We start from the raw sequence: 20,916 nt of genomic DNA, 5'->3' as shown, positions 1-20,916 counted from the left end.
AGCTGCGGGAATGCTGATCGTCGCCGGATATCTACGGGTCACCGATCGCGACGACTACCTGGCGCGCTGCCGGGAGGTCGTCGAACAGGCGCGGGCGGCCGAGGGCTGCCTCGACTTCTGTCTCGGCGCGGATCTGGTGGAGCCCGACCGGGTCAACGTGTACGAGCGGTGGTCGACCCGCGCCGACGCCGAACGCTTCCGCGGCGAAGGTCCGTCGGACGGGCTGGAGACCCGAATCGTCGGCGCGGACGTGCGCGAGTTCGAGTACACCGCCGAGACTCCGCTGTAGGCGGACCCTGGATCAGCGAATGCCCGCGCCCTCCGGTTCGCGATCCTCCGCGTCGGGGAACGCCTGCTGCCGGTAGCCGCCGCGCAGCGTGCCTTCCAGATACGCGGCGCGGCAGGCGCGCCGGGCGATCTTGCCGCTGGACGTGCGCGGAATCGATCCGGCGGGCACCAGCAGCAGGTCGCGGACCGTCACACCGTGCCGCCGCGCGATGGCGCCGCGCACCGCGTCGGCGATCGGTCCGGGCTCCGCCTTGGCCGCGCCGGTGGCGCGCTCGGCGACGACGACCAACTGCTCGGAGGTGTCCTCGGCGTCGAATCGGGTTGTCGCGCCGCTTTGTTCGAAGCTCTCGGACGGCAACTGGTTGGCGGGCACCGAGAACGCGGCGACGAACCCGGGGCGCAGCGCGTCGCTCGCCTCCTGTGCCGTGTACTCCAAGTCCTGCGGATAGTGGTTGCGGCCGTCCACGATCACGAGGTCCTTCACCCGGCCGGTGATGAAGAGCTCGCCGTCGAAGTACGCGCCGAAATCGCCGGTGCGCATCCAGTTCGCGTCCTCGGCGGCGCCTTCCGCGCGGCTGCCTTCCGGCCGCCGGTGCAGCCGATTGCGGAAGGTCGCGGCCGATTCCTCCGGCCTGCCCCAGTAGCCGATGCCCATGTTGTTGCCGTGCAACCAGATCTCGCCGACCTCGCCGTCGGCCCGCTCGACGCCGGTCTCCGGATCGACGATCGCCGCCCACTGCGACAGCGACACGTAACCGCAGGACACCTGCGCGATGGCGTTGTCGGTGCCCGGCTCGACCTGGACCATCCGGCCCGCGTTCAGTTCGCCGCGGTCCACGTAGATCACCTTGGCCTCGTCCTGCGCCCTCGTCGCCGAGACGAACACGGTCGCCTCGGCCATGCCGTAGCAGGGCTTGATCGCGGTCTTGGACAGGCCGTAGGGGGCGAACGCGTCGTTGAACTTCTTCATCGACGTCACCGAGACCGGCTCGCTGCCATTGATCAGACCGATGACGTTCGACAGATCCAGATCCTCGCCCGGATTCGGCAGACCGCGCGCCGCGGCGTGCTCGAAGGCGAAATTCGGTGCGGCGGCGAAAGTTCCGGCGCCATCGGAGACCGCGGCCAACTCTTTGATCCAGCGGTAGGGACGGCGAACGAACGCGCTCGGGGACATGATCGTGATGAACCCGCCGCCGACGGTCGGCAGGATCACGCACAACAGGCCCATGTCGTGGAACAGCGGCAGCCAGGTGACCCCGCGCGCGTTCTCGCTCACGCCGATGGCGTCCATCATCTGCAACAGATTGGTGCCCACCGCGCGGTGGGTGATCTCCACGCCCGCGGGCGTCCTTGTGGAGCCGGAGGTGTACTGGAGGTAGGCGACGCTGTCGATGTCGATGTCCGGGCGAACCCAGCTGGTGCCGACACCGTCCGGGATCGCGTCCACGGCGATGATGCGCGGGCGCTTCGCGGCGGGCAGGTGCCGGAAGAAGTTGCGCACGCCCGAGGCCGCGGTGGAGACGGTGAGGATCACCGAGGGCTCGCAGTCGGCGAGCACCGCGTTCAGCCGGTCGGTGTGTCCTTGCTCCTCCGGATCGAACAGCGGCACCGCGATGGCGCCCGCGTACACCGCGGCGAACAGCGAGATCACGTAATCGAGGCCCTGCGGCGCCAGGATGGCGACCCGGTCGCCCGCCTGCGCCACCTGCTGCAGCCGGGCCGCCACCGCGCGCAGCCGCACGCTGAACTGGCTCCAGGTCAGGTCCTGGTACTCGCCGTCGCGCTCGCGCGAGTAGTCGATGAACCGGTACGCGAGGCCGTCCGGGTTCGTCGCGGTGTGCTTGTCGACGAAGTCGATCAGGGTCTTGTCACCCAGGATCGTGATGTTGCCCTGCTCGTCGAGATATTCGCCGAAGGTCTCGCGGATCATCGCCATCCTTTTTCCAACGCACCGCGGGCAGAACCGCGCGGTGACACCGAACACAGATCGACAGCGGAGCGTCGGGAAGGCTAGCAGGTCTGCCGCCCGCAGTCATGCGGTGCGAGCATCACTCACCGCCTTTCCCTCGGCTCAATACCTTCCGAACGCGATCGCCACGTTGTGCCCGCCGAAACCGAACGAGTTGTTGATCGCGTAGTCGATGCGGCCCTGCCGCGCGCCGCCCTTGACGATGTCCAGGTCGACCTCGGGGTCCTGGTTCTCCAGGTTCAGCGTCGGCGGGACGATGCCGTCGCGCACGCTCAGCACGGTGAGCACCGACTCCAGCGCGCCGACAGCGCCGATCGAATGGCCGAGCGCGGATTTCGGCGCGTAGACCGACGCGTGCGAGCCGACCGCCTTGCCGATCGCCAGCGCCTCGGCGGTGTCGCCGATCGGGGTCGCGGTGGCGTGCGCGTTGATATGCGAGACATCGCTTTTCGACAGCCCGGCGGTTTGCAGCGCTTTGGTCATGGCGCGCGCGGCGCCGGTGCCCTCCGGGTCGGGGGCGACGAGGTGGAAGCCGTCGGAGGTGATGCCCGCGCCGAGCAGGCGGGCGTGGATGGTCGCGCCGCGGGCCTTGGCGTGCGCCTCGGTCTCCAGCACCATCATCGCGCCCGCCTCGCCGAAGACGAATCCGTCGCGGTCCGCGTCGAACGGGCGCGATGCCGCCTTGGGATCGTCGTTGCGGGTGCTCATCGCTCGCATCATGGTGAACGCCGCGATCGGCAGCGCCTGGATGGAGCCCTCCACGCCGCCTGCGACGACCATGTCCGCGTCGCCCATCACGATCATCTTCCAGGCGTTCGCGATCGCCTCCGAACCGGACGAGCAAGCCGAGACCGGGGTGCAGACGCCGGCGCGCGCACCGACCTCCATGCCGACGCACGCGGCAGGACCGTTCGGCATGATCCACTGCACCGCCAGCGGCGAGACCTTGCGGTAGCCGCCGTTGTTCATCTTGTCGCGCTGGTCGATCATGGCCTCCGCGCCGCCGAGCCCGGTGCCGATGGAGACGCCGAGCCGATCTCGGTCCACCTCGGGGCTGCCCGCGTTGCGCCACACCTCGCGGGCGAGCACGGTGGCCATCTGCTCGACGTACGCCAGCATGCGGACCTCGTCGGGGGCCAGGCAGGCATCGGGGGCGACCTTCAGGTGCCCGCCGATACGCACCGGCAACTCGAACTGGTCGATGAACGGATCCTCGAGCACGTCTATGCCGCTCTCGCCGTTCAACAACCCCTTCCAGGTGGAGTCGACATCGCCGGCGATCGAGGTGGTCGCCGCGAGGCTGGTCACCACGACGTCGGGGAAGTTGCCACGCTTGGTGGACGGAGACTGCATCGAAACTCACTTTCCTGGCGTTCGCATGGGTGTTCCGGGAACTGCGCGTCGACGCCGTCGGCGTCGAAAGGCCAAGCGGAAGAGCAAGAGAAGCAGCCGTGATCTAGATTCGGCCGATTGGCATTATCCGGGGAGGTCGAGCTAATCCGCAGCAAGACGCGCGAATTCGCACGGCGGCAGTGACGGCGGGCGGGCGCCGCCCGGTGGTCCTGCCGGTGGTCCGCGCCGACGGGCTCGAGTAACGTGCTGTGCGGGGCGCGGAGCGCGGACGTGTTGGCGCCCGTCGTGGAATCGCGAGAAGGGATGACTGTGACGGGCGGGCGGATGGTCGGGCTGTTCGCCGGGATCGGCGGGCTCGAGCTCGGTCTCGCCGAGCACGGCTGGCGTTCCGAGCTGCTCTGCGAGATCGACGCGGGCGCTCAGGCGGTGCTCGCCGCGCACTTCACAGACGTCCCGCTGCATTCCGACATCACCCGCCTGCGCGGCATCCCGGCGGGCACCGAACTCGTCGCGGCCGGGTTTCCCTGCCAGGACCTCTCGCAAGCGGGCCGCACGGCGGGCATCACCGGCCAGCGCTCGGGTCTGGTCGACGAGGTGTTCCGCCTGGTGCGGCGCAAGCGCGGGCCGCGCTGGCTGCTGATCGAGAACGTCCCGTTCATGCTGCAATTGGGCCGCGGCGCGGCCATGCGGCACATCACCGAGGCGTTGGACGAGCTCGGCTACACCTGGGCATACCGCGTCGTCGACGCGCGCGCGTTCGGCCTGCCGCAGCGCCGCCAGCGGGTGCTGATGCTGGCCTCGCGCACCGAGGACCCGCGCCGCGTGCTCTTCGGCGAAGACGCGGGACCGCTCGATCTCGGCGACGCGGGCAGCGACCCGTGCGGGTTCTACTGGACCGAGGGCGTGCGTGGGCTCGGCTGGGCGGTGAACGCGGTGCCCACCCTGAAAGGCGGGTCGGCGCTCGGCATCGCGAGCCCGCCCGCCGTGCGACTGCCGTCGGGCGAGATCGTGACGCCCGGCCTTGTCGACGGAGAACGATTGCAGGGCTTCGCCGCCGACTGGACCGCGCCCGCCACCACCGTCCGCGGCATCCGGCACGGCCATCGCTGGAAACTGATCGGCAACGCGGTGAGCGTGCGGATGGCGGCCTGGGTCGGCGGGCGACTCGCCGCGCCGCTGGATCCGATTCCACACGACCGGGTGCTGCTGACCGGCCAACCGTGGCCGACGGCGGCGTGGGGCCGGAACGGGACGGCCTACCGCGTGCCGGTGTCGACCTGGCCGGTGCACGAGCCCTACGAGGACCTGAAGAACTTCCTCACCGATTCGCGCCTGCTCTCCGCGCGCGCCACCGCCGGATTCCTGCGCCGGGCGGGGATGGGCTCGCTGCGGTTCCCCGACGGTTTCCTCACCGATGTGGAGAACCACCTGGATCGCATGGGCGGCTGGGCGGCCTGAGCCGATGATCGAACGTCCACGCACCGATGCCGTGACCAGCGCCCGACTGGCCAGGCAGCGACGCAGCGGGACCGCACCGGAGCTGGCGCTACGCCGAGAGCTGTTCCGGCGCGGGCTGCGCTATTTCGTGGATCGCGCGCCCATACGCGGCCAACGCCGCCGCGCCGACGTGGTCTTTCCGCGGCGCAAGGTCGCGGTGTACGTCGACGGATGCTTCTGGCACAGCTGCCCCGAGCACGCGACCTATCCGAAGAACAACGCCGAGTGGTGGGCGGCCAAGCTCGCGGGCAATGTCGCGCGCGATCGCGCCACCGACGCGACCCTGCACGCCGCCGGATGGCATGTGGTGCGGATCTGGGAACACGAAGACCCGGCCGCGGCGGCCGATCGCGTGCAGGCCGCGCTCCGGGAACCCGGCTGACTCGGTCTAACGGTGCCGGACGCGCACCAGAGTGCGTGGCGCGTGGGCGGCGAGATAACCCGACACCACCATCGTCGCCATCATCGCCAAACCGGCGGCGGCTGTCGCATATCCGATCATGGAAACCTCCTCGCTTCCACTCCAGACTGGCCGGACAAGCTGACAGTAGCCTGTGCACCGCCTGTCGAAGCCGTGCGAACCGCGGGAAACACGCATCTTTCGCCTCGAACCAGGCACCGAACGGTTCGCCGAGAATGGGCAGCGTGACCGACGACGGGAGCAGGATCGCCGAACGACGTGCGCCGATCGCGTCCTGGCCGATCGCCGCCGCGATCGCGATCGCCGGACTCTGCTACTCGTCCTGGGTGCTGGAGTTCGTGCTGCCCATCGACTCCGACCCGGTGAACTCCTTCCTCAGCGAGCTCGACGCGGAAGGCAAGCCCTATCGCGAGGTGTTCGGAACGGCGGACAAGATCGCCGGCGCGCTGCTCATCCCGGCCGCCCTCGCCGGGCTGCTGATCTTTCCTCGGCGCAGGCTGACCACCGTCGGTTGGGTCGCGCTGGCCTGCTTCGGCGCGGCGACCATCGCGGACGCGCTGCTCCCGTTGCGCGACTGCACACCCGGCGAGCCGGGTTGCGGCGAACCGAACCAGCTCTTCCCGCAGTTGCATCAGCCGCACGCGCTGACAAGCACGCTCGCGGTCACCTCGATCGCCGTCTCGGTCTTCGCGTTCAGCCTTGCGGCGTTCCGCTATCACCGCTGGCGGATTCTGCGCGAGTTCGGGGTCGTCGCGCTGGTGGTCGGGTCCGCGGCGACGGTGTGGATGCTGGTGGCCGACAACCTGTCCGGCGACTACGCGCTCGGCATCGCCCAGCGGATCCAGGTCGGGTCGATGTCGCTGTGGTTGCTCACGTTGGCCGTCGCCGTGGTCGTCGAGGGCAGGGAGTGGGCCGAACCGGTCGACCGCACCGGGTGATTTCGCGCGGCGGAGGGTTCGGTGTCGAATTATTTGTTGGCGAGGACGGTTCGGGCTGACGCATGCTGTCGCCATGACAGAGCGCGTGAACATCTCCTCCGAATCCGAGTTCGAAGACGTCGTCGGCTACTCGCGGGCGGTACGTGTCGGCGACTTCGTCGCGGTCAGCGGGACCACCGCGGCGGGGCCGGGCGGAACCGCCGTCGGTGGCGACGACATCGGCGAGCAGACCAGGGAAACCTTGCGCCGCATCGCCGTTGCGCTCGACGAGGCAGGCGCGCGGCTGGCCGACGTGGTCCGCACGCGGATCTTCGTCACCGATATCGCGCGGTGGCCGGAGGTCGCCGCCGCGCACGCCGAAGTGTTCGGATCGATCCGGCCCGCCGCGTCGATGTACCAGGTACAGGCACTCATCACGCCCGCGCTGCTGGTGGAGATCGAGGCCGACGCGGTCGTCACCGATCGGAGCTTGGACCGGCTCGTCGCCGAATAGGCCTCGGGCCGTGGGCGGTTCGACCGACCGCGGCCGGTCGCGCCCGTTAAGGTCGACAGCGTGACCAGCGACGCGCAGGATCCCACGCCGCACGAACTGCTCGACCAGGTCGCCGACGCGACCGCGCGGTTGCTCGACACCGTGCGCGGTCTCGGCGACGGCGACGTCATCGAACCCTCGCTGCTGCCGGGGTGGACCCGCGGGCACGTGCTCGCCCACCTCGCGCGTAACGCCGACAGCCTGGTCAACCTCCTGATCTGGGCCCGCACCGGCATCGAGACCCCGCAGTACGCGAGCCCGTTCCTACGCGAGTTCGACATCGACGCGGGCGCGCCGCGGCCGATCGCCGAACAACTTCGCGACATCGAAGCCGCCGCCAATCGCTGGTCGGCCCTCGCAACCACCGCACCGCCGGAAGCCTGGACCGCCACCGTCCGCACCCGCCAGGGCCGCGCCATACCCGCCGCCGAAGTTCCGTGGATGCGCCTGCTGGAGGTCGAGATTCACCACGTCGACCTCGCCGCCTCCTACACCCCCGCCGACTGGCCGACCTCCTTCGTCACCCGTGCCCTGCCCCGCGTCGCAGGCGACATCGCCAACCTCCTCACCCCCGACATTCCACCCTTCGACATCCAAGCCAGCGACCTCGACTTCACCACGTCCCTCACCCCCGGCACCCCCACCCACACCGTCCTCGGCCCGGCCCCCTCCCTGCTCGCGTGGCTCATCGGCCGCTCGTCCGGCGAGGATCTGTCCGGCCCGCTGCCGGAACTCCCCGGCTGGCGCTGAGCGGCGTCACCGATCCGGCCGCGTCAACCATTCGACGCCGTCGTTGACCGTCTTGACCAGCGCGCCGTTCTCGACCAGCTTGTCGACAAGGGAGATGGCCTGATCCGATCTGGCCCCCGTCCTGGCCAGTACTTGGGGCAGGTCGAGCTTGTCCGATCCGATCGTTTCGACGATGTCGCGTTTGCGCAGGGTGTCCAGCGCGGTCGTCACATTGAGCCGTCGCACCGTGCGCCCGTCCGAGAGCCGCTTCTTCTCGGCGGTCTCCAGCAACAGGGTTCGGACGTGTTCGGCGTCTTGCGAGCGGTTGGTCGCCCAGACGATCAGCGCCGCGATCGCCGCTGCGGTCTCCGCCGACGTGCCGTGCTGCGTCGGGTCGACGACGACATCGACCGGCCCGGCATGGTCGACGGTGCCCGCGATCAACAGGCGCCGCCGCGCGGTGCCCGAGGCGTGCTCGAGCCCCGAGGCCGCGCCACCGACGACGAGATGGTCCCGGCCGTGTAGCAGCGCCGCGTCCGAGACGTCGTTCACCACGACGATGTCGGCGCACGCCCGCTGGGCGAACCGCTCTTGATCCGTCACGCCGTCGAGGGGAACCACTTCGGCGAACGCCGCCGCGCTGTCGGCCGTTCCGAAGAGCACCGCACGTCCCGCGACGCCGCGTTCACCGGCGAACTGGGTGATCGTGCGCGCGAGCTCACCTGCGGTGTCCGACGTCGCCCCGGCGAGGGCGAGCCGCAGCGGGCGCTTCGTCCGGTTCGGGTCCGGCGCCGCGGTGAACAGGTCCTGCGTGTCCACCGGTGCGGCGACCTCCTCGACGTTCTCGCGAGCGAGGGCGGCGAGCGATTCCGCCGACGGCGGTGTGGCGAGGGACCGCACGCGGTCGGCGAGCTGGTCCCACTGTTCGAGGCGCGGTAGATCCGCGTACAGGCGCGAGAGGACGGCGGGTCCGAACCGGACGAGAACGGGCTGATTGCTGCGTATCCACTGCCACACCTCGGGCCAGGCCAGCAGGTCCAGCCGTATCTCCCGGGTGCGCGATGGCATGTCGGCGCGATCGGTCAATCCGGCGACGCCGTTGGTCGAGGTGATCGCGACCCTGGCGGGCAGTCGGCGGTCGAGCAGTTCACCGAGCGCGCGCAACGCGGCGGCGCCGCGCTCGTCGCCGGCGAGCAGTTCCGCCTCGTCGACGGCGAGCACGAAGCGCGTGTGCTCGAGCTTGCCGAGCAAGTTCCCCCACAGGTCTATCGGGTCTTTGGCCAGACTGCCGCGCGGCAGCCGCATCCCGCTGTCCGTCATCGCGGCGGCCACGGCGTCGTGCAGTATCCCGACCGGGTTGTGATCGCGGCGCCGGACCTTGGACTCGTCGAGCAGCCAGCGGGCGGCGACGAACACCCGGACTACGTCGTCGTCGAGATCGTCGAGTACGCGGTCCACGAACGCCGACTTACCGCTGCCCGCAACACCTTTGACGTGCAGGAGCCGAGCCTGCGTCTTTCCGCCGAGTACGTCGATGGCTTGCCGCAGCTCGGTCAGGCGCGAGATGAACCTCGGGTCGCCCTGCGCGATGCCGAACGGGCGGTAGACGCGCGGCCGCAGCACGATCGGCCTGCCGCGGGTGCGCTTGTCGATCAGCGCGCCCGGTTCGTTGGCGCCGACGTGCAGCGTCGGCACCACCCAGTTCAGCAGGGCCCCTCCGGAGAATTCGTCGGTCGCGATCGCCTGTCTGGCCAGCCGCAGCGCCGTCGCCACCGTGTGTCCCGCGGCGAGCGATTCGTAGAAGGAGCTGGTGAAGATCTTTTCGGTGCCGAACGGCAGCACCGTCTGCATGCCGATGACCATCGGGCAGACGTCGCGCACGAAGTGGTCGGCGGTGGACATCTGACCGCGCCAGTCGTCGCCCGCGGCAGCGGCGGGTGCCCGCGCGGTCTCGCACCCCGCGAAGACCGCCAGCCGCAGGTCGGGCAGTTCGGACAGGATTTTGCAGAGTTCCGCGTTGTGCACGAAACGGCCACGGCCGCTCGCGTCTTCGAGCTTGAAGCCGTGCGGCGCTGCGTGCCCGAGATAGTGGAAGATCTGGAACCCGTCGGCTTGGCGGCGAATGGTCTGCCGAATCCGCTCGGTCGACGGCCGGTCCTCGACGACGATGTTGAGCCTGCCCTGTCGCACGAGCGGTTTCAGCCCGTCCAGCAACGCGCGCTTCGCCGCGTACAGGTCGAACAGCGCTTCCTGGTTCTGCTCACCGACCTTCGGCATGGGGCTGGACATGACGATCAGCACGTTCAACGGCGCCTCGATCGGTTCCGGCGCCTGCTGAACCGGATAGGTGCGGAAACGCCCGAGCCGCAGGATGTGGGTGTCCCGAGCGCAGCCGAGGAAGTCCACCCCGTCGGCGATGCCGTTCTCCGGGTCGAGCAGCAGCTCCCACGGCCAGGCGTTGACGTGCTGGGGCGCCGACTGGACGCGGACGAGCACCTGTGCCCCGGCGTGCCGGGCCGCGCCTCGGGTCCGCGCGAACAGATTGTCGATCTCGGGTACCTCGAACACCAGTCGGGTCAGGACCCGCCCGATATCGATCGCGGCCCGTTCGACGCCGGAACAGGCATTGCGCACGACGGCGTTGAGCCACTCGGACGGCGTCTCGAAGCCATCCGGCAAAGTCCAGGTGGGCGGCGGGCGCGGCACCGCGTACACCGCGCCCTGCGGCGAGGATGCCGAAACCCACACGCGTCCACCGGCATCCAGCACGCTGATGTCGAATCGGTGGAAGGCCTGCGCGGGGTCCGGTGGCATCGCTATCCCGGCCCTTCCGCGCTGCGGGCGAGCTCGTCGAGGTCGACAACGCTCACCAGATCGGTCACCGGATGGACGGTGTCGGCGGACACGGTCACCCGGTAGTCACCGGGGAGAACGTCGGCCAGAACGACCTCTCGCCAACCGTCGGACGCCTCGGTCAGCGGATGCCTGGTGGACACGCCGCGGCCGAGATCCTCCACCGTCGCGACCAGCGCCGCGGCGGGGTCGGCGGTCTTCGCGCGAACGATCATCGGTTCGTCGGTGGTGACGTCCTCCACCGCGAGCGCGACCGGGTCCTTCACGGCCGGGAAGACGTCGACGCCACCGAACTCGGCCGTGCGCAGCACGCCGCCGACGTGGTCGAGGACCGGATCGTCGTTCTGCAACGACCCGTGCTTCTGGCTCACGAACGAGGCGTTGCGCCAGCCGTCCATCAGCTCGTGCGGGATCGCGGACACCTTCGGGACCGTGCCGTCGCCGCCGTCCTCGCCCGCCGCCTTGCGCGCCCACAGCACCTCGATCCGGCCGTCGGTGAGTCGCGCGGCCCACCGCGTCGGCTGGAAGTCGCCGATGACCGGCCGGATCTCGTAACCGGGTCCCGTTTCGGAGATCCGGCCGTTCACCTGCTCGCGCAAGCCACGGTGCAGCTGGACGGCATCCCGCAGCCGGGCTGCGTCCACGCCGGTGCGGCTCCAGTCCAAGCTGGCGTCGTCGAGATTGAGCCACGTACCGTCGGGCCCCGCCACGCAGCGGTACGACGGCAGCAGCTGATACGCCGAGGTGAACGAGCGCAGCAGGTCGGAGAGGTCGACGTCGAACGGGCCCCAGCTCTTGCGGAAGCCGTTCGCGAGGAAGTCGAGGGCATTGATCGACCCGGAATAGGGCGTCCCGAAGGTGATCAGCCTGCGGGTGTCCTTCCATCCGTCGAGCTGTTCCAGGTAGAGCCGCGAGACGATGCCGCCCATCGAATGCCCGATCAGGACCAGTTTCGCGTCGGCGGCGCCGGACTTCTCCCGCCAGTTCCGCAGCCAATCGTGCGCCGACCTGGCGAGTTTCGCGGCGGCCACCCGGTTGTCGCGCCGCCAGTCGTAGGGGAACTCGAAGTAGTTCTCGCCCTCGACCGCCCCGAACCGCTCGATCAGCTGTTTGCGGAAACGGGTGTAGCCGTCGATCTTCCAATCCAGACCGGGCACGATGTGCAGGTCCGGCACGACCCGCGTCGCGACGACGCCGTCCACGTCGGCGGCGGCCGGATCGTCGCCGTCCAGCCGCAGCCTCTTGATGCTGCGTCCGAGGGACAACACTCCGCGCAGCACCGCGCCCGGCGTGGGAGCCCACAGCTCCTTGCCGTCGCGGGCCAGCACGGAACCGCCGATCCCCGGTATCAACACGACCACGTCCCGCATGACTGGCCTCCGTCCGTTCGTCCGCGGAAGAGTTCGATCTTCATGGTCGCGCGTTTCGCGGCCGGAATCACGAGTACTCCGCTACTCGAACGCCGTGGTCAGACGGTATTCACGGCGCTGACCGGGGCGGCGGGCGTCACCATTGGATATCGGCGAGCGAGTCCAGTGGCCGTCGTTGCTCGATTCCTTCGGGAACGGTGAACGTGTCCGCTTTGCGTAGTTCTGGACCGAACCGCACACCGGTCCGTTCCTCGACCTCGGCGATCGCGACCTGGAAGACCCGGAACTCGTCGAGGTCGAGCGCCTCGAGCTGATCGAGTCCCTGGGTGAGCAGGAAGGCGCGGGCCTTCAGATCACCGCCGTCCACGAAGGCGAGGATCTTGAAGTACTCCCGGGGAATCCGCGACCCGCGATACACGCGGTCGTCGTCGTGGAACACCGGTCCGCCGAACGCGCTGACCCGCAGATCCTGCACCTGGACGTCGGCGAACACCGCGTCCTCGAGCTGCCCCCAGAGGCCGTCCTTGCCGCTCTGGTTGAAGTCGTCCATCTGCGGGGTGATGTTGGTGTAGAAGAACGAATCCGTATTGGCCTGTTGCGCTTCCGGAAGCGCAGCCCACAGCAGGTCGGCCCGGCGGGCGATGTGTCCTCGGTCGAGGCGGTTGTCCCGGTACAGCTCGTTGCCGGTCTGGAATTCGGCGGGGACGCGCGCGTCCTTCGCGAATTCGATTCCGACACGGTCGATCTTCTTCAGACTCGATCCGTCGATGTTCCAGGCGACCCAGCGGGCGAAGCGCCGCGATTTGCTGAGCGCAAGCGAGAAGTGCGTGTACGCAACGACTTCGGAACCATCGAGCATGACGAGGTCCTTCCGCAGCGCCGTATCGACGGTCGGTGCGTCGATGGAGGTGGCGAGGAAATTCGGGTCGTATCCCTTCCGCACCGCCTCGGCCGCCTCGACGGGCGTCGGCGGGCGCAGCGTGATCTCGAGCTTCTCGAACACCGACTGCGGCAGGCACGCGAGGGCGTGCTCGTCGGGGCTGTGTTCGGACTCGCCCGCGAAGTGCAAGCCCGCGAGCACACCCGTGGTCGTTCCGCCTTCTTCGAACAACCACACCGATCCCGAGTCGCCGCCTCGGCTGATCTCGTCGTGGGCCGCGGGGCGGGCCGGGTCGGGTCCGATCTCGAAGCAGCCGATGTTGTGCACTCCCGCGGAGCCGTATCGCAACTTCACTATGGTGTCGATCCGGCGCACCACGCCGTGCGTGACGCCGGTGGTGCGGCCGCTCTTGACGACCTTGTCACCGAGCTCGGGCTCACCCAATCGCGCTGGGGTGACGCCGATTCCGAGGACGCTGTCATCGATCCGCCGGTCCTCGACGGTCGCGACGGCGCAGTCGCCAGCGATCCCGAGATGCGAGCGATTCAGCACACCGAGGCGATTGCGGTCGATCCGGTTGTCGTCGCGCGGCCCCGGCTGGACCACGGTGTCGCCGATCCGGCCGTCGGGGCCGTGCAGCACGTGCCAATTGCTCAGCACCAGCGGTGTGCCGTCGTGTTTGTCGTAGACGATGCAGCCGACCGTGCCCGCCGTGCCCTTGACGTTCGACACGCTGATGCCCGGCCGAATTGGATCGCATCTGACCTTGCACGGCGGCGGCTCCGGTTCCGCGACGACACGGAACGACGGTTCGTAACTGCGCTGGATCACATCGGTCGGCACCCTGACGCCGTCCACTTCGATGGAATCCGGAATCGCTTCGGTATTCAGCGATTCCAGCGCCTCGGGTTCGACTTTCTCGTCGACCGTGAATTGCACCGCGAGCTGTTCGGTCGGCGCACCGTCGACGATCTTGTATCCGACGCCGATCGACGAGATGTTCGGGTCGTTCAAATACTCGCTGCCTTCGCTCCTGATGAACTCCCGCAGCGCTACCAGCAGTTGCTCCCGCTTCGTGGCCATGTGACGTCTCCTCGCATGCCAGGCCAGTTGTTGCGGTCGACAGCGCTGCACACCCGGCGCAGCCACCCCCACCATCGGCACACCCCCCGAACCCGATCCACAGACCCGATCCGCCTCCCCCAAAGACTCCCGCACCCCCACCCCCACCACACGCGTACCCCGCTACCCGCGTTCTCGGATATCCACTACGCATACCCACCGGTCGGCCCCAACGGAAGCCCCGTACCGGGCATGCGTCCCGCGCGGGCGCGTGCCGCACAATCCCATCCCGAACGTCGCGATTGATGAAACGAGAGGCGATGCGAGCCCGGACGGACCCGAACTCCCAACCTTCTGATCCGTAGTCAGACGCTCTTCATGCACCCGTGCCGTGCGGCGAGACCGAAGGAAGTCACGGGCCGCTATGCGCTTCCCTCTGGCTCGCGCCCCAGCCCCCGCTGCCGATGCCGCTCCTGTTCCCGTTGGCGCTCCTTCGCGACGTCGTAATGCAATCGCGCCTGACTCGCCTCGCGCCCCGGCGCGGGTCGTGGCGTTTCTCCCGGCTGCGGCCTGCCCAGTTCCAGGATCTGCGCCACATCGCGCGGCAGGGGGCTGCGGTCGACGCGATCGCGGACCTGCTCGCGTTGACGCTCGATCTCTTCGCGCCGCTGCTGAGCCTTCGCCGCATCCTGCACAGCAGAACCAAGCGCGTCGATATCGCGCACCATGTCCAGCCGCGGAGTCTCCCGGCCCTGCTTCAGAATGGGCTCCATCGCCTCTATCTGCTTCGCGCCCAGGCCAGCCTTCTCCAGCGTCTCGCGCGCTTGGGCGGCCTCCATAGCCCGGACCGTGTCGAGCTGATGCGTAATGCTGTCGTGCGACCTCTTCAGCTCCTGCGCGGCCAGCGGCTTCCCCTGCTCCCTCGCTGCGGCCAATCGTCGGTTCTGATCGGCAACGGCACGTGACAGCCGTGCCCGTGCTTCCCGGAGTTGTGCTGCACGATCCCGTTCTTTCCGCTGCCGCACGTCTTCACTGCGGCGGGAGCGGTCTCGTTGCTGTTCTTCGGTGCGGACCAGGGATACGGCGGGCGATTCGCGTTGCTTGACAAGAGACACGGCAGGCGCTTGCCGCTGGCGGTCCCTCTGCTCACGTGCTTTCTCGCCGACACCAGGCAATTCGAGTTGTTGACCACGCTCGAGTTGCAGTCCCAGCGCCCAGATTTCACGGGCTACACTTCGCGAGATGACCTGGTGCGTAAACCGATCCGGGAAGTCGCGGGCCAGTTTGTCGATGAGTTCCTGCGCCCTCTCCGATATCTTCTCACTCTCGACAGAACGCAGCAAGTGTTGCTGGACTTCACCTTTCTCGAGAAGCGCGTAGATCACCTTCAGCTGGGTCTCATCCTTCTTTCCCTCTATTCTGCCGGACTTTTCTTCGATGGTGTGGACTACGCCTCGATCGTTTTTTTCTTTGTCGAGTCGAGTTTTTCCCACTCCTTCGGCTACATAGAGTCTCGATTGCCGGACGTACCCGTTCTCACGGTCACGGAAGTGCCTATCGCAACCGTTCTCGAAAACCCTTCCACGAATGTTGTTTTCGAAGTCGTCGCGATCTTTGTAGTAGCCATCTGGCATGGCTGCGCCCACCCCCGAACCGTGGAACGGTGTGATTACGCGCCGGGAGGCGCACTAGTTACGCGCCGGATGTGGCTTCCTCGCGGCGCTTCTCCTCGTGGTATTCAGCGTATTCACGTAACGCCGCAGCAAAATAGGAGAACATGCCGTCATGGTCGCCGGGATGATAGTCGATCATGTCCTTGATCAATCCCCACAAGACGATTTCATCTTCGTCCACGGTGTCGCATTCCACGGCTGGATTGACGTCTGCGTAGAAGGAGTTTTCGCGCCCGAACCATTCGCAGTCGATCCAACGTCCACCTGCAAATTTGACGAAGCACTCACCCGCGAAACAAACGAAAGCGTCGGTCATTTCGGCATTCTCGGGAGCCATCGCGGATTCCATGTTCGGGAACAGCTCGGCGACGATGGGATTGAGCCGCGCCACCTCCGCGGAGTCCTTCGCCCACGGCTCGGACGGGATGCGGCGGATACCCGCGTGGTCCATGAACTTTTGCATCTGGGCCTGCCGCCGGTCAGCGTCGATCCACTTACCCCACGCGGTCTGCTCCACCTCGAATCCGAAATCCAACTGTTCCTTGCCCACGCCGTTCCTCCTCCGATGCGGTATTCGGTTGCCGCTCATGGTCGCACGGCATCGAAAGTGTCAGTAGATACCACCAACCCAGCTTGCGGTGCAGCGTGCATCCGCCGCCACTGTCCTGTGGATGCAACCGCCGGCCAGGGCGAAGGCGTGACACCATGCGCCCGATACCCCGCAGCCGATCGCGAACGGTCACCGGACCTTCATACTCTGCGTAGCGCGCCATCTCGTACTCCCTGGTTGTGCTGCGGAAGCCCCTGAGGTGCCTCGGCGGGCGTCTGGTTCACACCGGGCACCTCTGGGGTCTCCTCCTCACCCGCGCACACGGTGGCATTGCGGCACGATGCGCGGGAAGCTCCTTCTCTAGTTCAAGGCGTAGAAGTCCATGAGAACCGCGTAGATTCGCTCGTCCCACTCCGAACTCTCGGCACCGTCCAGGATCACATCCAGCAACGGCGCGCGAACGATGCTCCCCGGTCCGAAGTGGCCGGCTTCCCGCGCCGACGCCATCACCGCGTGGATCACGACGGCGTAGATCTTGGACCGCGGAAAGGCCAACTCGAAACCCAGCGCTATGCGTTCGTCCAGCGTCCGGTCCACCGACTCGATGATGTCGGTCAGCACCCCGATTTCGATCTCGCTGTATGTGTTCATGATCAGAATCCGAATCGTGCACACGAATTGGACTGCGGGACATATCTCTTCGTTTGGATTAGATACGCCCGCGCCTGCTGCTTGACCGGGCATACCGTGATCGGGCAGTGCATGTGTTCCTGCATGATCCGGTGCGCCAACGGTGGGGTCATTGTTTTCCGGCGATCGTGGCCTATGGGCAGCACTACGGGTAACTCCACGGTGTCGGCGAAGGGGGCCGCGCGCTGGTCGGTATCGCGGAGCAACCACGGCATACCCCACAGCGCGGATAGGACCACGGCGGCGAGGAACACGATCAGAGCGATGGTGACCGGCATCGTTCACCTCCACAAAGTCGAAAGCGTTGGAAGCACCCGGAATCGAGGCGTCGACGTCACGTCGAGTTGTCCCCGGCACCCGATGGCATGGTGGGACGAAGGTGTCGGGCGCTTCCCGATTCCGGGTGCATAACAAAGCTTGCGGGAGAAAGATCCCCCAGAGAAGGTATGACGTACGCAGGCTCGAGCAATCCTGAGCAACGACAACCCAGCAGGGGGATCTGTGGGGACCGTGACGATTTGGACCGGCGCGCACGTGCTGGCGTTGCGTACCGCGCTGCGACTCAAACAGCGGCAGCTGGCAACCGCCGTGAAGTGTGCCCAGCGAACGGTTAGTTTCTGGGAGTGCAACCCTGAGAAGACCGTGGGTATGGCATTTCAAGCGGCCCTGGACAGGCTGCTCGAAGACGCGGACCATGGGGCACAAGATCGGTTCCGCGAGGTGATCGGAGAAGACGACGTGAAACGGCGAGATTTCATTGCCGCCACGGGCGCGGCGGTCGGCGCATCCGTCCTGCGAGGCGCTGAAGCACCGACCGTCACGGCCGAGGCGATCGGGCACCTGCGCGACACCGTGCACGCGGCGATGCTGCTGGACGACAAGCTGGGATCGAATGCGGCACAACCCATCATCGAGGCGCAGAAGATCACCTGCGAGGCGCTGTTGCGCGACTGCCCGACCAGACTCCGGCCGGATCTTCAGTCGCTCACCAGCGAAGCCACGGCCAGTAGTGCGTGGGCGGCATGGGACCAGGGCCGCTACCAAGCATCCGACAAGCTGTTCCTCGAGGCTTACGACCATGCCCAGATGGCGCGCAGCGTGGACGTGGCCGTGGGGATGATGTGCCACCGAACACAACTCGCCATCTGGACGCACCGCTACCAGGATGCCGCCGACTTCGCCGACGTGTCTGTTCGCCTGCCAGTCCGTGATCCCAGGATGGCCGACTACGTACTCCTGCAAGCCGCGCAGGCGTACGCGTACGCCGGGCGGGCACGGGAAGCGTGGCCGCTGCTCGATCGGATCTCAGGCGACCACCCGGAGCCCACCACGCCGGACAAGAGCTACGCCTACTACATGTCCGACTGGCTGACCGGACTGCTCACCAGCAAGTCGTTCGAGAAGGCCGGGGAGACGAGCGCGGCGGTCGATACCATCGAAACGTCCATCCATCGCATCCCAGAGACCGACGTCCGGGACCGCGCGCTGGCGCTGCTGCACCTGGCGAAGCTCACCGCGCCCGACGATCTGGACCGGGCGTGTCAGTCCGCCACGCGAGCGCTGGAGCTGGCGCAGATCAACACATCGCCCCGGCTCCGAGAGGTCTATTTCGACACCCGCGCACTGCTCGCACCGTGGGCGAAATCCCGCGCGGTGCGCCAACTGGATGAGCACGCGGCCGAGATCTGGGCGAGGGCGGTGTAGCAGCCTCCACCAGAGCGACCCGACGGGCTTGTGACGAAGGTTGCAACAAAGCAGAAGGCCCCTCCCGACGTGGGAGAGGCCTTCTGAAAAAGTGCGCCCGAAGGGATTCGAACCCCTAACCTTCTGATCCGTAGTCAGATGCTCTATCCGTTGAGCTACGGGCGCATAGCTGTGTTCAGTTGTTACCCGGCGGACCGGGTGTGGCGGAGGCGAGAGGATTTGAACCTCCGGTCCCCGTGAAGGGACAACTCATTAGCAGTGAGTCCCATTCGGCCGCTCTGGCACGCCTCCTGGAGCCTTCTCTTCGAGGGCACCGGTCCTTTCGAACCGCCGAGCATGAAGGTTACATGACCCAACGACCAGATAACAAAACGCCTGGTTATCAGCGTAAGTTGCTGTCGAACCAGTCGAAGATCCTGGTTTGGGAAGCGATGGCTGTGGTGTCGTCGTCATCGGCGCCGGGGTTGTCGGCGCGGTGGTGCAGACCCGGGTAGGTGACCACGAGGCTGGCGACGGAGGCGCGGGCGGCGGCGTCGCGGAGCCGGTCGACGTCGGCGGGCGGGGTGTTCGGGTCGTCGGAGCCGAACAGACCGAGCCAGGGGGCCTGGAGGTTGGGGGCGACGCGCACGAGCGCCTCGGCCTCGTCGGTGAGCGGTTCGGTGATACCCGCGGCGGCGATGCTGACCGCGGCGCCGATCGGGCGGTTGGTGGCGACCAGGAAGGCGGCGGTGCCCGCGTGGTCGAAGCCGAGCACGCCGATGCAGTCGGGGAAGACGCCGCGCCTGGTCAGCCAGTCGAAGCAGGCGTCGAAATCGTCGAAGAGCTCGTCGCCGAAGACCTCGTGTTCGGGCTGGTCACCGTTGGCCCGGTGGAACAGATTGGGCGCGACGACCGTCCATCCCTCGATCGCCAGCGCCCGCATGAACTCCAGCAGCGCGCCGCTGAACTCCCGGGATTCGTGCAACACCACGATTCCGCCGCGCGAGTTGCCCTCCGGTTCGATCACGGTGATGGGCACCCGGCTGCCTTCGGTGGGGCGCTGCTCGAGGTCGTCGCCACCGCGTAGCGGGGCGATATCGTCATAAATGCCCGACATGAAACCAGCGTAGGGCGAGCCGCTGATCTTCGCGAGAATTTGCACGTGAGCAGCCATTACCCGCAACTTTTCCGGTACGGAAGCCGCGATTCCGGCTCGGTGAAAATCGGGAACGGACGCACCCTCGGCAGCACCGTTCACGCAGACCTCCGGGTCCGTTCCGACCGTGCGCAGGCTAGGGACAGACTCCGTCCAGCAGCCCATTTAGGGTGGAGGGGTGACAGCGCGCATCCGCCCCGACCTCTCCGCCATCCCGGCCTACACCCCCGGCCGCAGCCACCCGGGCGCGGTCAAGCTGGCCAGCAACGAGACCACCCTGCCGCCGCTCCCCGCGGCCGCCAAGGCGATCGCCGAGGCCGCGGAGCTCGCGCACCGGTACCCCGACAACCAGGCGGCCGAACTGCGCGCCGCGCTGGCCGAGTTCCTCGGGGTCACGCCCGCGCACGTGGCGGTGGGCTGCGGCAGCGTCGCGCTGTGCCAAGAACTGGTTCAGATCACCTGCGCCACACCCACCGACGAGGTGCTGTTCGCCTGGCGCTCGTTCGAGGCGTATCCGATCGTCACCCAGGTGGGCAACGCGACGGCCGTGCAGGTCCCGTTGACGCCGGAGCTGACGCACGACCTGGACGCGATGGCGGCCGCGGTGACCGAGCACACCCGGCTGATCTTCGTCTGCAACCCGAACAACCCGACCGGCACCGCACACGGCCGCGAGGCGCTGATCCGCTTCCTGGACGCGGTCCCCTCGCACGTCCTCGTCGTGCTGGACGAGGCGTACTACGAGTACCTGCGCCTTACACCGCAGGACCGTCCGGACGGCGTCGAGCTGGGCCGCACCCGGCCGAATGTGGTTGTGCTGCACACCTTCTCGAAGGCGTACGGTCTCGCGGGCCTGCGGGTCGGCTACGCGGTCGGCGATCCCGAGGTGATCGCGGCGCTGATGAAGGTGCACATCCCGTTCAGCGTGAACCGGGTGGCGCAGGCCGCCGCGATCGCCTCGCTGGAGGCGCGGCACGAGCTGCTCGACCGCACCGACGCGGTGGTTCTGGAGCGCGACCGGATGCGGGCGGCGCTGCTCGCGGCGGGCTACTCGGTGCCGCCGAGCGAGACGAACTTCGTCTGGCTGCCGCTCGGCGCGCGCAGCGCGGAGTTCGGCGAGGCGAGCGCGGAAGCGGGCGTGCTTGTACGGCCGTACGGCACCGACGGCGTGCGCGTCACCGTCGGCGATTCGCACGAGAACGACCAGTTCCTCGCGTTCGCCACCGATCCCGAGGTCCTGTCCCGCTTCGTCTGACAGCGCCGATTCGG

18 protein-coding genes and 2 tRNA genes are annotated in these 20,916 nt (G+C 67.8%); 8 read left to right on the top strand and 12 right to left on the bottom strand.

Annotated elements, in window-relative coordinates; translation table 11 throughout:
* Positions 1-10: 10 nt before the first annotated feature.
* Positions 11-289 (top strand): putative quinol monooxygenase, encoded by a 279-nt coding sequence (locus NAM01S_RS25500; protein WP_067789676.1) that lies wholly within the window; start codon positions 11-13, stop codon positions 287-289.
* Positions 290-301: 12 nt separating this feature from the next.
* Here NAM01S_RS25500 and fadD32 read toward each other — a convergent pair whose 3' ends face one another.
* Both fadD32 and NAM01S_RS25490 read right to left on the bottom strand, forming a co-directional pair.
* Positions 302-2,221, bottom strand: coding sequence for a long-chain-fatty-acid--AMP ligase FadD32 (gene fadD32, locus NAM01S_RS25495; RefSeq protein WP_067789866.1), 1,920 nt, complete (start codon positions 2,219-2,221; stop codon positions 302-304).
* 141 nt (positions 2,222-2,362) lie between these two features.
* Positions 2,363-3,613 carry a KasA/KasB family beta-ketoacyl-ACP synthase gene (locus NAM01S_RS25490; protein WP_067789673.1) on the bottom strand — a complete coding sequence of 417 codons (1,251 nt, stop codon included), beginning with the start codon at positions 3,611-3,613 and terminating at the stop codon, positions 2,363-2,365.
* Between the two features lie 303 nt (positions 3,614-3,916).
* Here NAM01S_RS25490 and NAM01S_RS25485 point away from each other — a divergent pair, with 303 nt between their 5' ends.
* From NAM01S_RS25485 to NAM01S_RS25465, 5 genes are all read left to right on the top strand, one after another.
* On the top strand, positions 3,917-5,071 hold the full coding sequence (locus NAM01S_RS25485; RefSeq protein ID WP_067789671.1) for a DNA cytosine methyltransferase: 1,155 nt from the start codon (positions 3,917-3,919) through the stop codon (positions 5,069-5,071).
* 4 nt (positions 5,072-5,075) lie between these two features.
* Positions 5,076-5,492 (top strand): very short patch repair endonuclease, encoded by a 417-nt coding sequence (locus NAM01S_RS25480; protein ID WP_067789669.1) that lies wholly within the window; start codon positions 5,076-5,078, stop codon positions 5,490-5,492.
* Positions 5,493-5,755: 263 nt separating this feature from the next.
* Entirely contained in the window at positions 5,756-6,469 is a 714-nt protein-coding gene (locus tag NAM01S_RS25475; protein WP_253799158.1) for a DUF998 domain-containing protein, read from the top strand.
* Positions 6,470-6,542: 73 nt separating this feature from the next.
* On the top strand, positions 6,543-6,962 hold the full coding sequence (locus NAM01S_RS25470) for a RidA family protein (protein ID WP_067789667.1): 420 nt from the start codon (positions 6,543-6,545) through the stop codon (positions 6,960-6,962).
* A gap of 60 nt (positions 6,963-7,022) precedes the next feature.
* A complete protein-coding gene (locus tag NAM01S_RS25465; protein ID WP_067789664.1) occupies positions 7,023-7,751 on the top strand; it encodes a maleylpyruvate isomerase family mycothiol-dependent enzyme in 729 nt (242 codons plus the stop codon).
* Positions 7,752-7,757: 6 nt separating this feature from the next.
* Here NAM01S_RS25465 and NAM01S_RS25460 read toward each other — a convergent pair whose 3' ends face one another.
* From NAM01S_RS25460 to NAM01S_RS25430, 7 genes are all read right to left on the bottom strand, one after another.
* Positions 7,758-10,544 carry a CHAT domain-containing protein gene (locus NAM01S_RS25460; RefSeq protein ID WP_067789662.1) on the bottom strand — a complete coding sequence of 929 codons (2,787 nt, stop codon included), beginning with the start codon at positions 10,542-10,544 and terminating at the stop codon, positions 7,758-7,760.
* A gap of 2 nt (positions 10,545-10,546) precedes the next feature.
* Positions 10,547-11,953: a lipase/acyltransferase domain-containing protein gene (locus NAM01S_RS25455; protein ID WP_067789659.1), complete on the bottom strand. Its 1,407-nt coding sequence runs from the start codon at positions 11,951-11,953 to the stop codon at positions 10,547-10,549.
* A gap of 136 nt (positions 11,954-12,089) precedes the next feature.
* Positions 12,090-13,916, bottom strand: coding sequence for a DNA/RNA non-specific endonuclease (locus NAM01S_RS25450; protein ID WP_067789655.1), 1,827 nt, complete (start codon positions 13,914-13,916; stop codon positions 12,090-12,092).
* Positions 13,917-14,317: 401 nt separating this feature from the next.
* Positions 14,318-15,541: a hypothetical protein gene (locus tag NAM01S_RS35320; protein WP_157107907.1), complete on the bottom strand. Its 1,224-nt coding sequence runs from the start codon at positions 15,539-15,541 to the stop codon at positions 14,318-14,320.
* Positions 15,542-15,587: 46 nt separating this feature from the next.
* The gene (locus tag NAM01S_RS25440) at positions 15,588-16,118 is read right to left on the bottom strand and encodes a hypothetical protein (protein ID WP_067789650.1); all 531 of its coding nucleotides are present in this window, start codon (positions 16,116-16,118) and stop codon (positions 15,588-15,590) included.
* Between the two features lie 360 nt (positions 16,119-16,478).
* Complete coding sequence (locus NAM01S_RS25435; RefSeq protein WP_067789647.1) at positions 16,479-16,769, bottom strand: hypothetical protein; 291 nt, start codon at positions 16,767-16,769, stop codon at positions 16,479-16,481.
* Between the two features lie 2 nt (positions 16,770-16,771).
* A complete protein-coding gene (locus tag NAM01S_RS25430) occupies positions 16,772-17,086 on the bottom strand; it encodes a hypothetical protein (protein ID WP_067789644.1) in 315 nt (104 codons plus the stop codon).
* Between the two features lie 223 nt (positions 17,087-17,309).
* Between NAM01S_RS25430 and NAM01S_RS25425 the strand changes: the two genes are divergently transcribed.
* A complete protein-coding gene (locus NAM01S_RS25425; RefSeq protein WP_067789641.1) occupies positions 17,310-18,512 on the top strand; it encodes an NsdA family TPR-like regulatory protein in 1,203 nt (400 codons plus the stop codon).
* 92 nt (positions 18,513-18,604) lie between these two features.
* On the opposite strand, the gene NAM01S_RS25420 is transcribed toward NAM01S_RS25425, so the two are convergent.
* The 3 genes from NAM01S_RS25420 to NAM01S_RS25410 form a co-directional block, all read right to left on the bottom strand.
* Positions 18,605-18,677: transfer RNA gene (locus tag NAM01S_RS25420), tRNA-Arg, on the bottom strand.
* A gap of 36 nt (positions 18,678-18,713) precedes the next feature.
* Positions 18,714-18,803: transfer RNA gene (locus NAM01S_RS25415), tRNA-Ser, on the bottom strand.
* A 91-nt stretch (positions 18,804-18,894) separates the two neighbouring features.
* Positions 18,895-19,608 (bottom strand): dienelactone hydrolase family protein, encoded by a 714-nt coding sequence (locus NAM01S_RS25410; RefSeq protein ID WP_067789861.1) that lies wholly within the window; start codon positions 19,606-19,608, stop codon positions 18,895-18,897.
* A 217-nt stretch (positions 19,609-19,825) separates the two neighbouring features.
* Between NAM01S_RS25410 and hisC the strand changes: the two genes are divergently transcribed.
* Positions 19,826-20,902, top strand: a complete 1,077-nt coding sequence (gene hisC / locus NAM01S_RS25405; RefSeq protein WP_067789639.1) for a histidinol-phosphate transaminase — start codon at positions 19,826-19,828, stop codon at positions 20,900-20,902.
* The last annotated feature ends 14 nt before the right edge of the window (positions 20,903-20,916 follow it).

The sequence above is a fragment of the Nocardia amikacinitolerans NBRC 108937 genome, from assembly GCF_001612615.1.
In the GTDB taxonomy this organism is placed as follows: domain Bacteria; phylum Actinomycetota; class Actinomycetes; order Mycobacteriales; family Mycobacteriaceae; genus Nocardia; species Nocardia amikacinitolerans.
The sequence above is the reverse complement of the archived record's forward strand: the minus strand, read 5'-3'. Positions and strand labels throughout refer to the sequence as shown.

Bases quoted from the DNA above. Each gene is read 5' to 3' on its own strand.
- NAM01S_RS25500 (WP_067789676.1), top strand. From the start codon at position 11: ATGCTGATCGTCGCCGGATATCTACGGGTCACCGATCGCGACGACTAC.
- fadD32 (WP_067789866.1), bottom strand. From the start codon at position 2,221: ATGATCCGCGAGACCTTCGGCGAATATCTCGACGAGCAGGGCAACATC.
- NAM01S_RS25490 (WP_067789673.1), bottom strand. From the start codon at position 3,613: ATGCAGTCTCCGTCCACCAAGCGTGGCAACTTCCCCGACGTCGTGGTG.
- NAM01S_RS25485 (WP_067789671.1), top strand. From the start codon at position 3,917: ATGACTGTGACGGGCGGGCGGATGGTCGGGCTGTTCGCCGGGATCGGC.
- NAM01S_RS25480 (WP_067789669.1), top strand. From the start codon at position 5,076: ATGATCGAACGTCCACGCACCGATGCCGTGACCAGCGCCCGACTGGCC.
- NAM01S_RS25470 (WP_067789667.1), top strand. From the start codon at position 6,543: ATGACAGAGCGCGTGAACATCTCCTCCGAATCCGAGTTCGAAGACGTC.
- NAM01S_RS25460 (WP_067789662.1), bottom strand. From the start codon at position 10,544: ATGCCACCGGACCCCGCGCAGGCCTTCCACCGATTCGACATCAGCGTG.
- NAM01S_RS25455 (WP_067789659.1), bottom strand. From the start codon at position 11,953: ATGCGGGACGTGGTCGTGTTGATACCGGGGATCGGCGGTTCCGTGCTG.
- NAM01S_RS25450 (WP_067789655.1), bottom strand. From the start codon at position 13,916: ATGGCCACGAAGCGGGAGCAACTGCTGGTAGCGCTGCGGGAGTTCATC.
- NAM01S_RS25435 (WP_067789647.1), bottom strand. From the start codon at position 16,769: ATGAACACATACAGCGAGATCGAAATCGGGGTGCTGACCGACATCATC.
- NAM01S_RS25430 (WP_067789644.1), bottom strand. From the start codon at position 17,086: ATGCCGGTCACCATCGCTCTGATCGTGTTCCTCGCCGCCGTGGTCCTA.
- NAM01S_RS25410 (WP_067789861.1), bottom strand. From the start codon at position 19,608: ATGTCGGGCATTTATGACGATATCGCCCCGCTACGCGGTGGCGACGAC.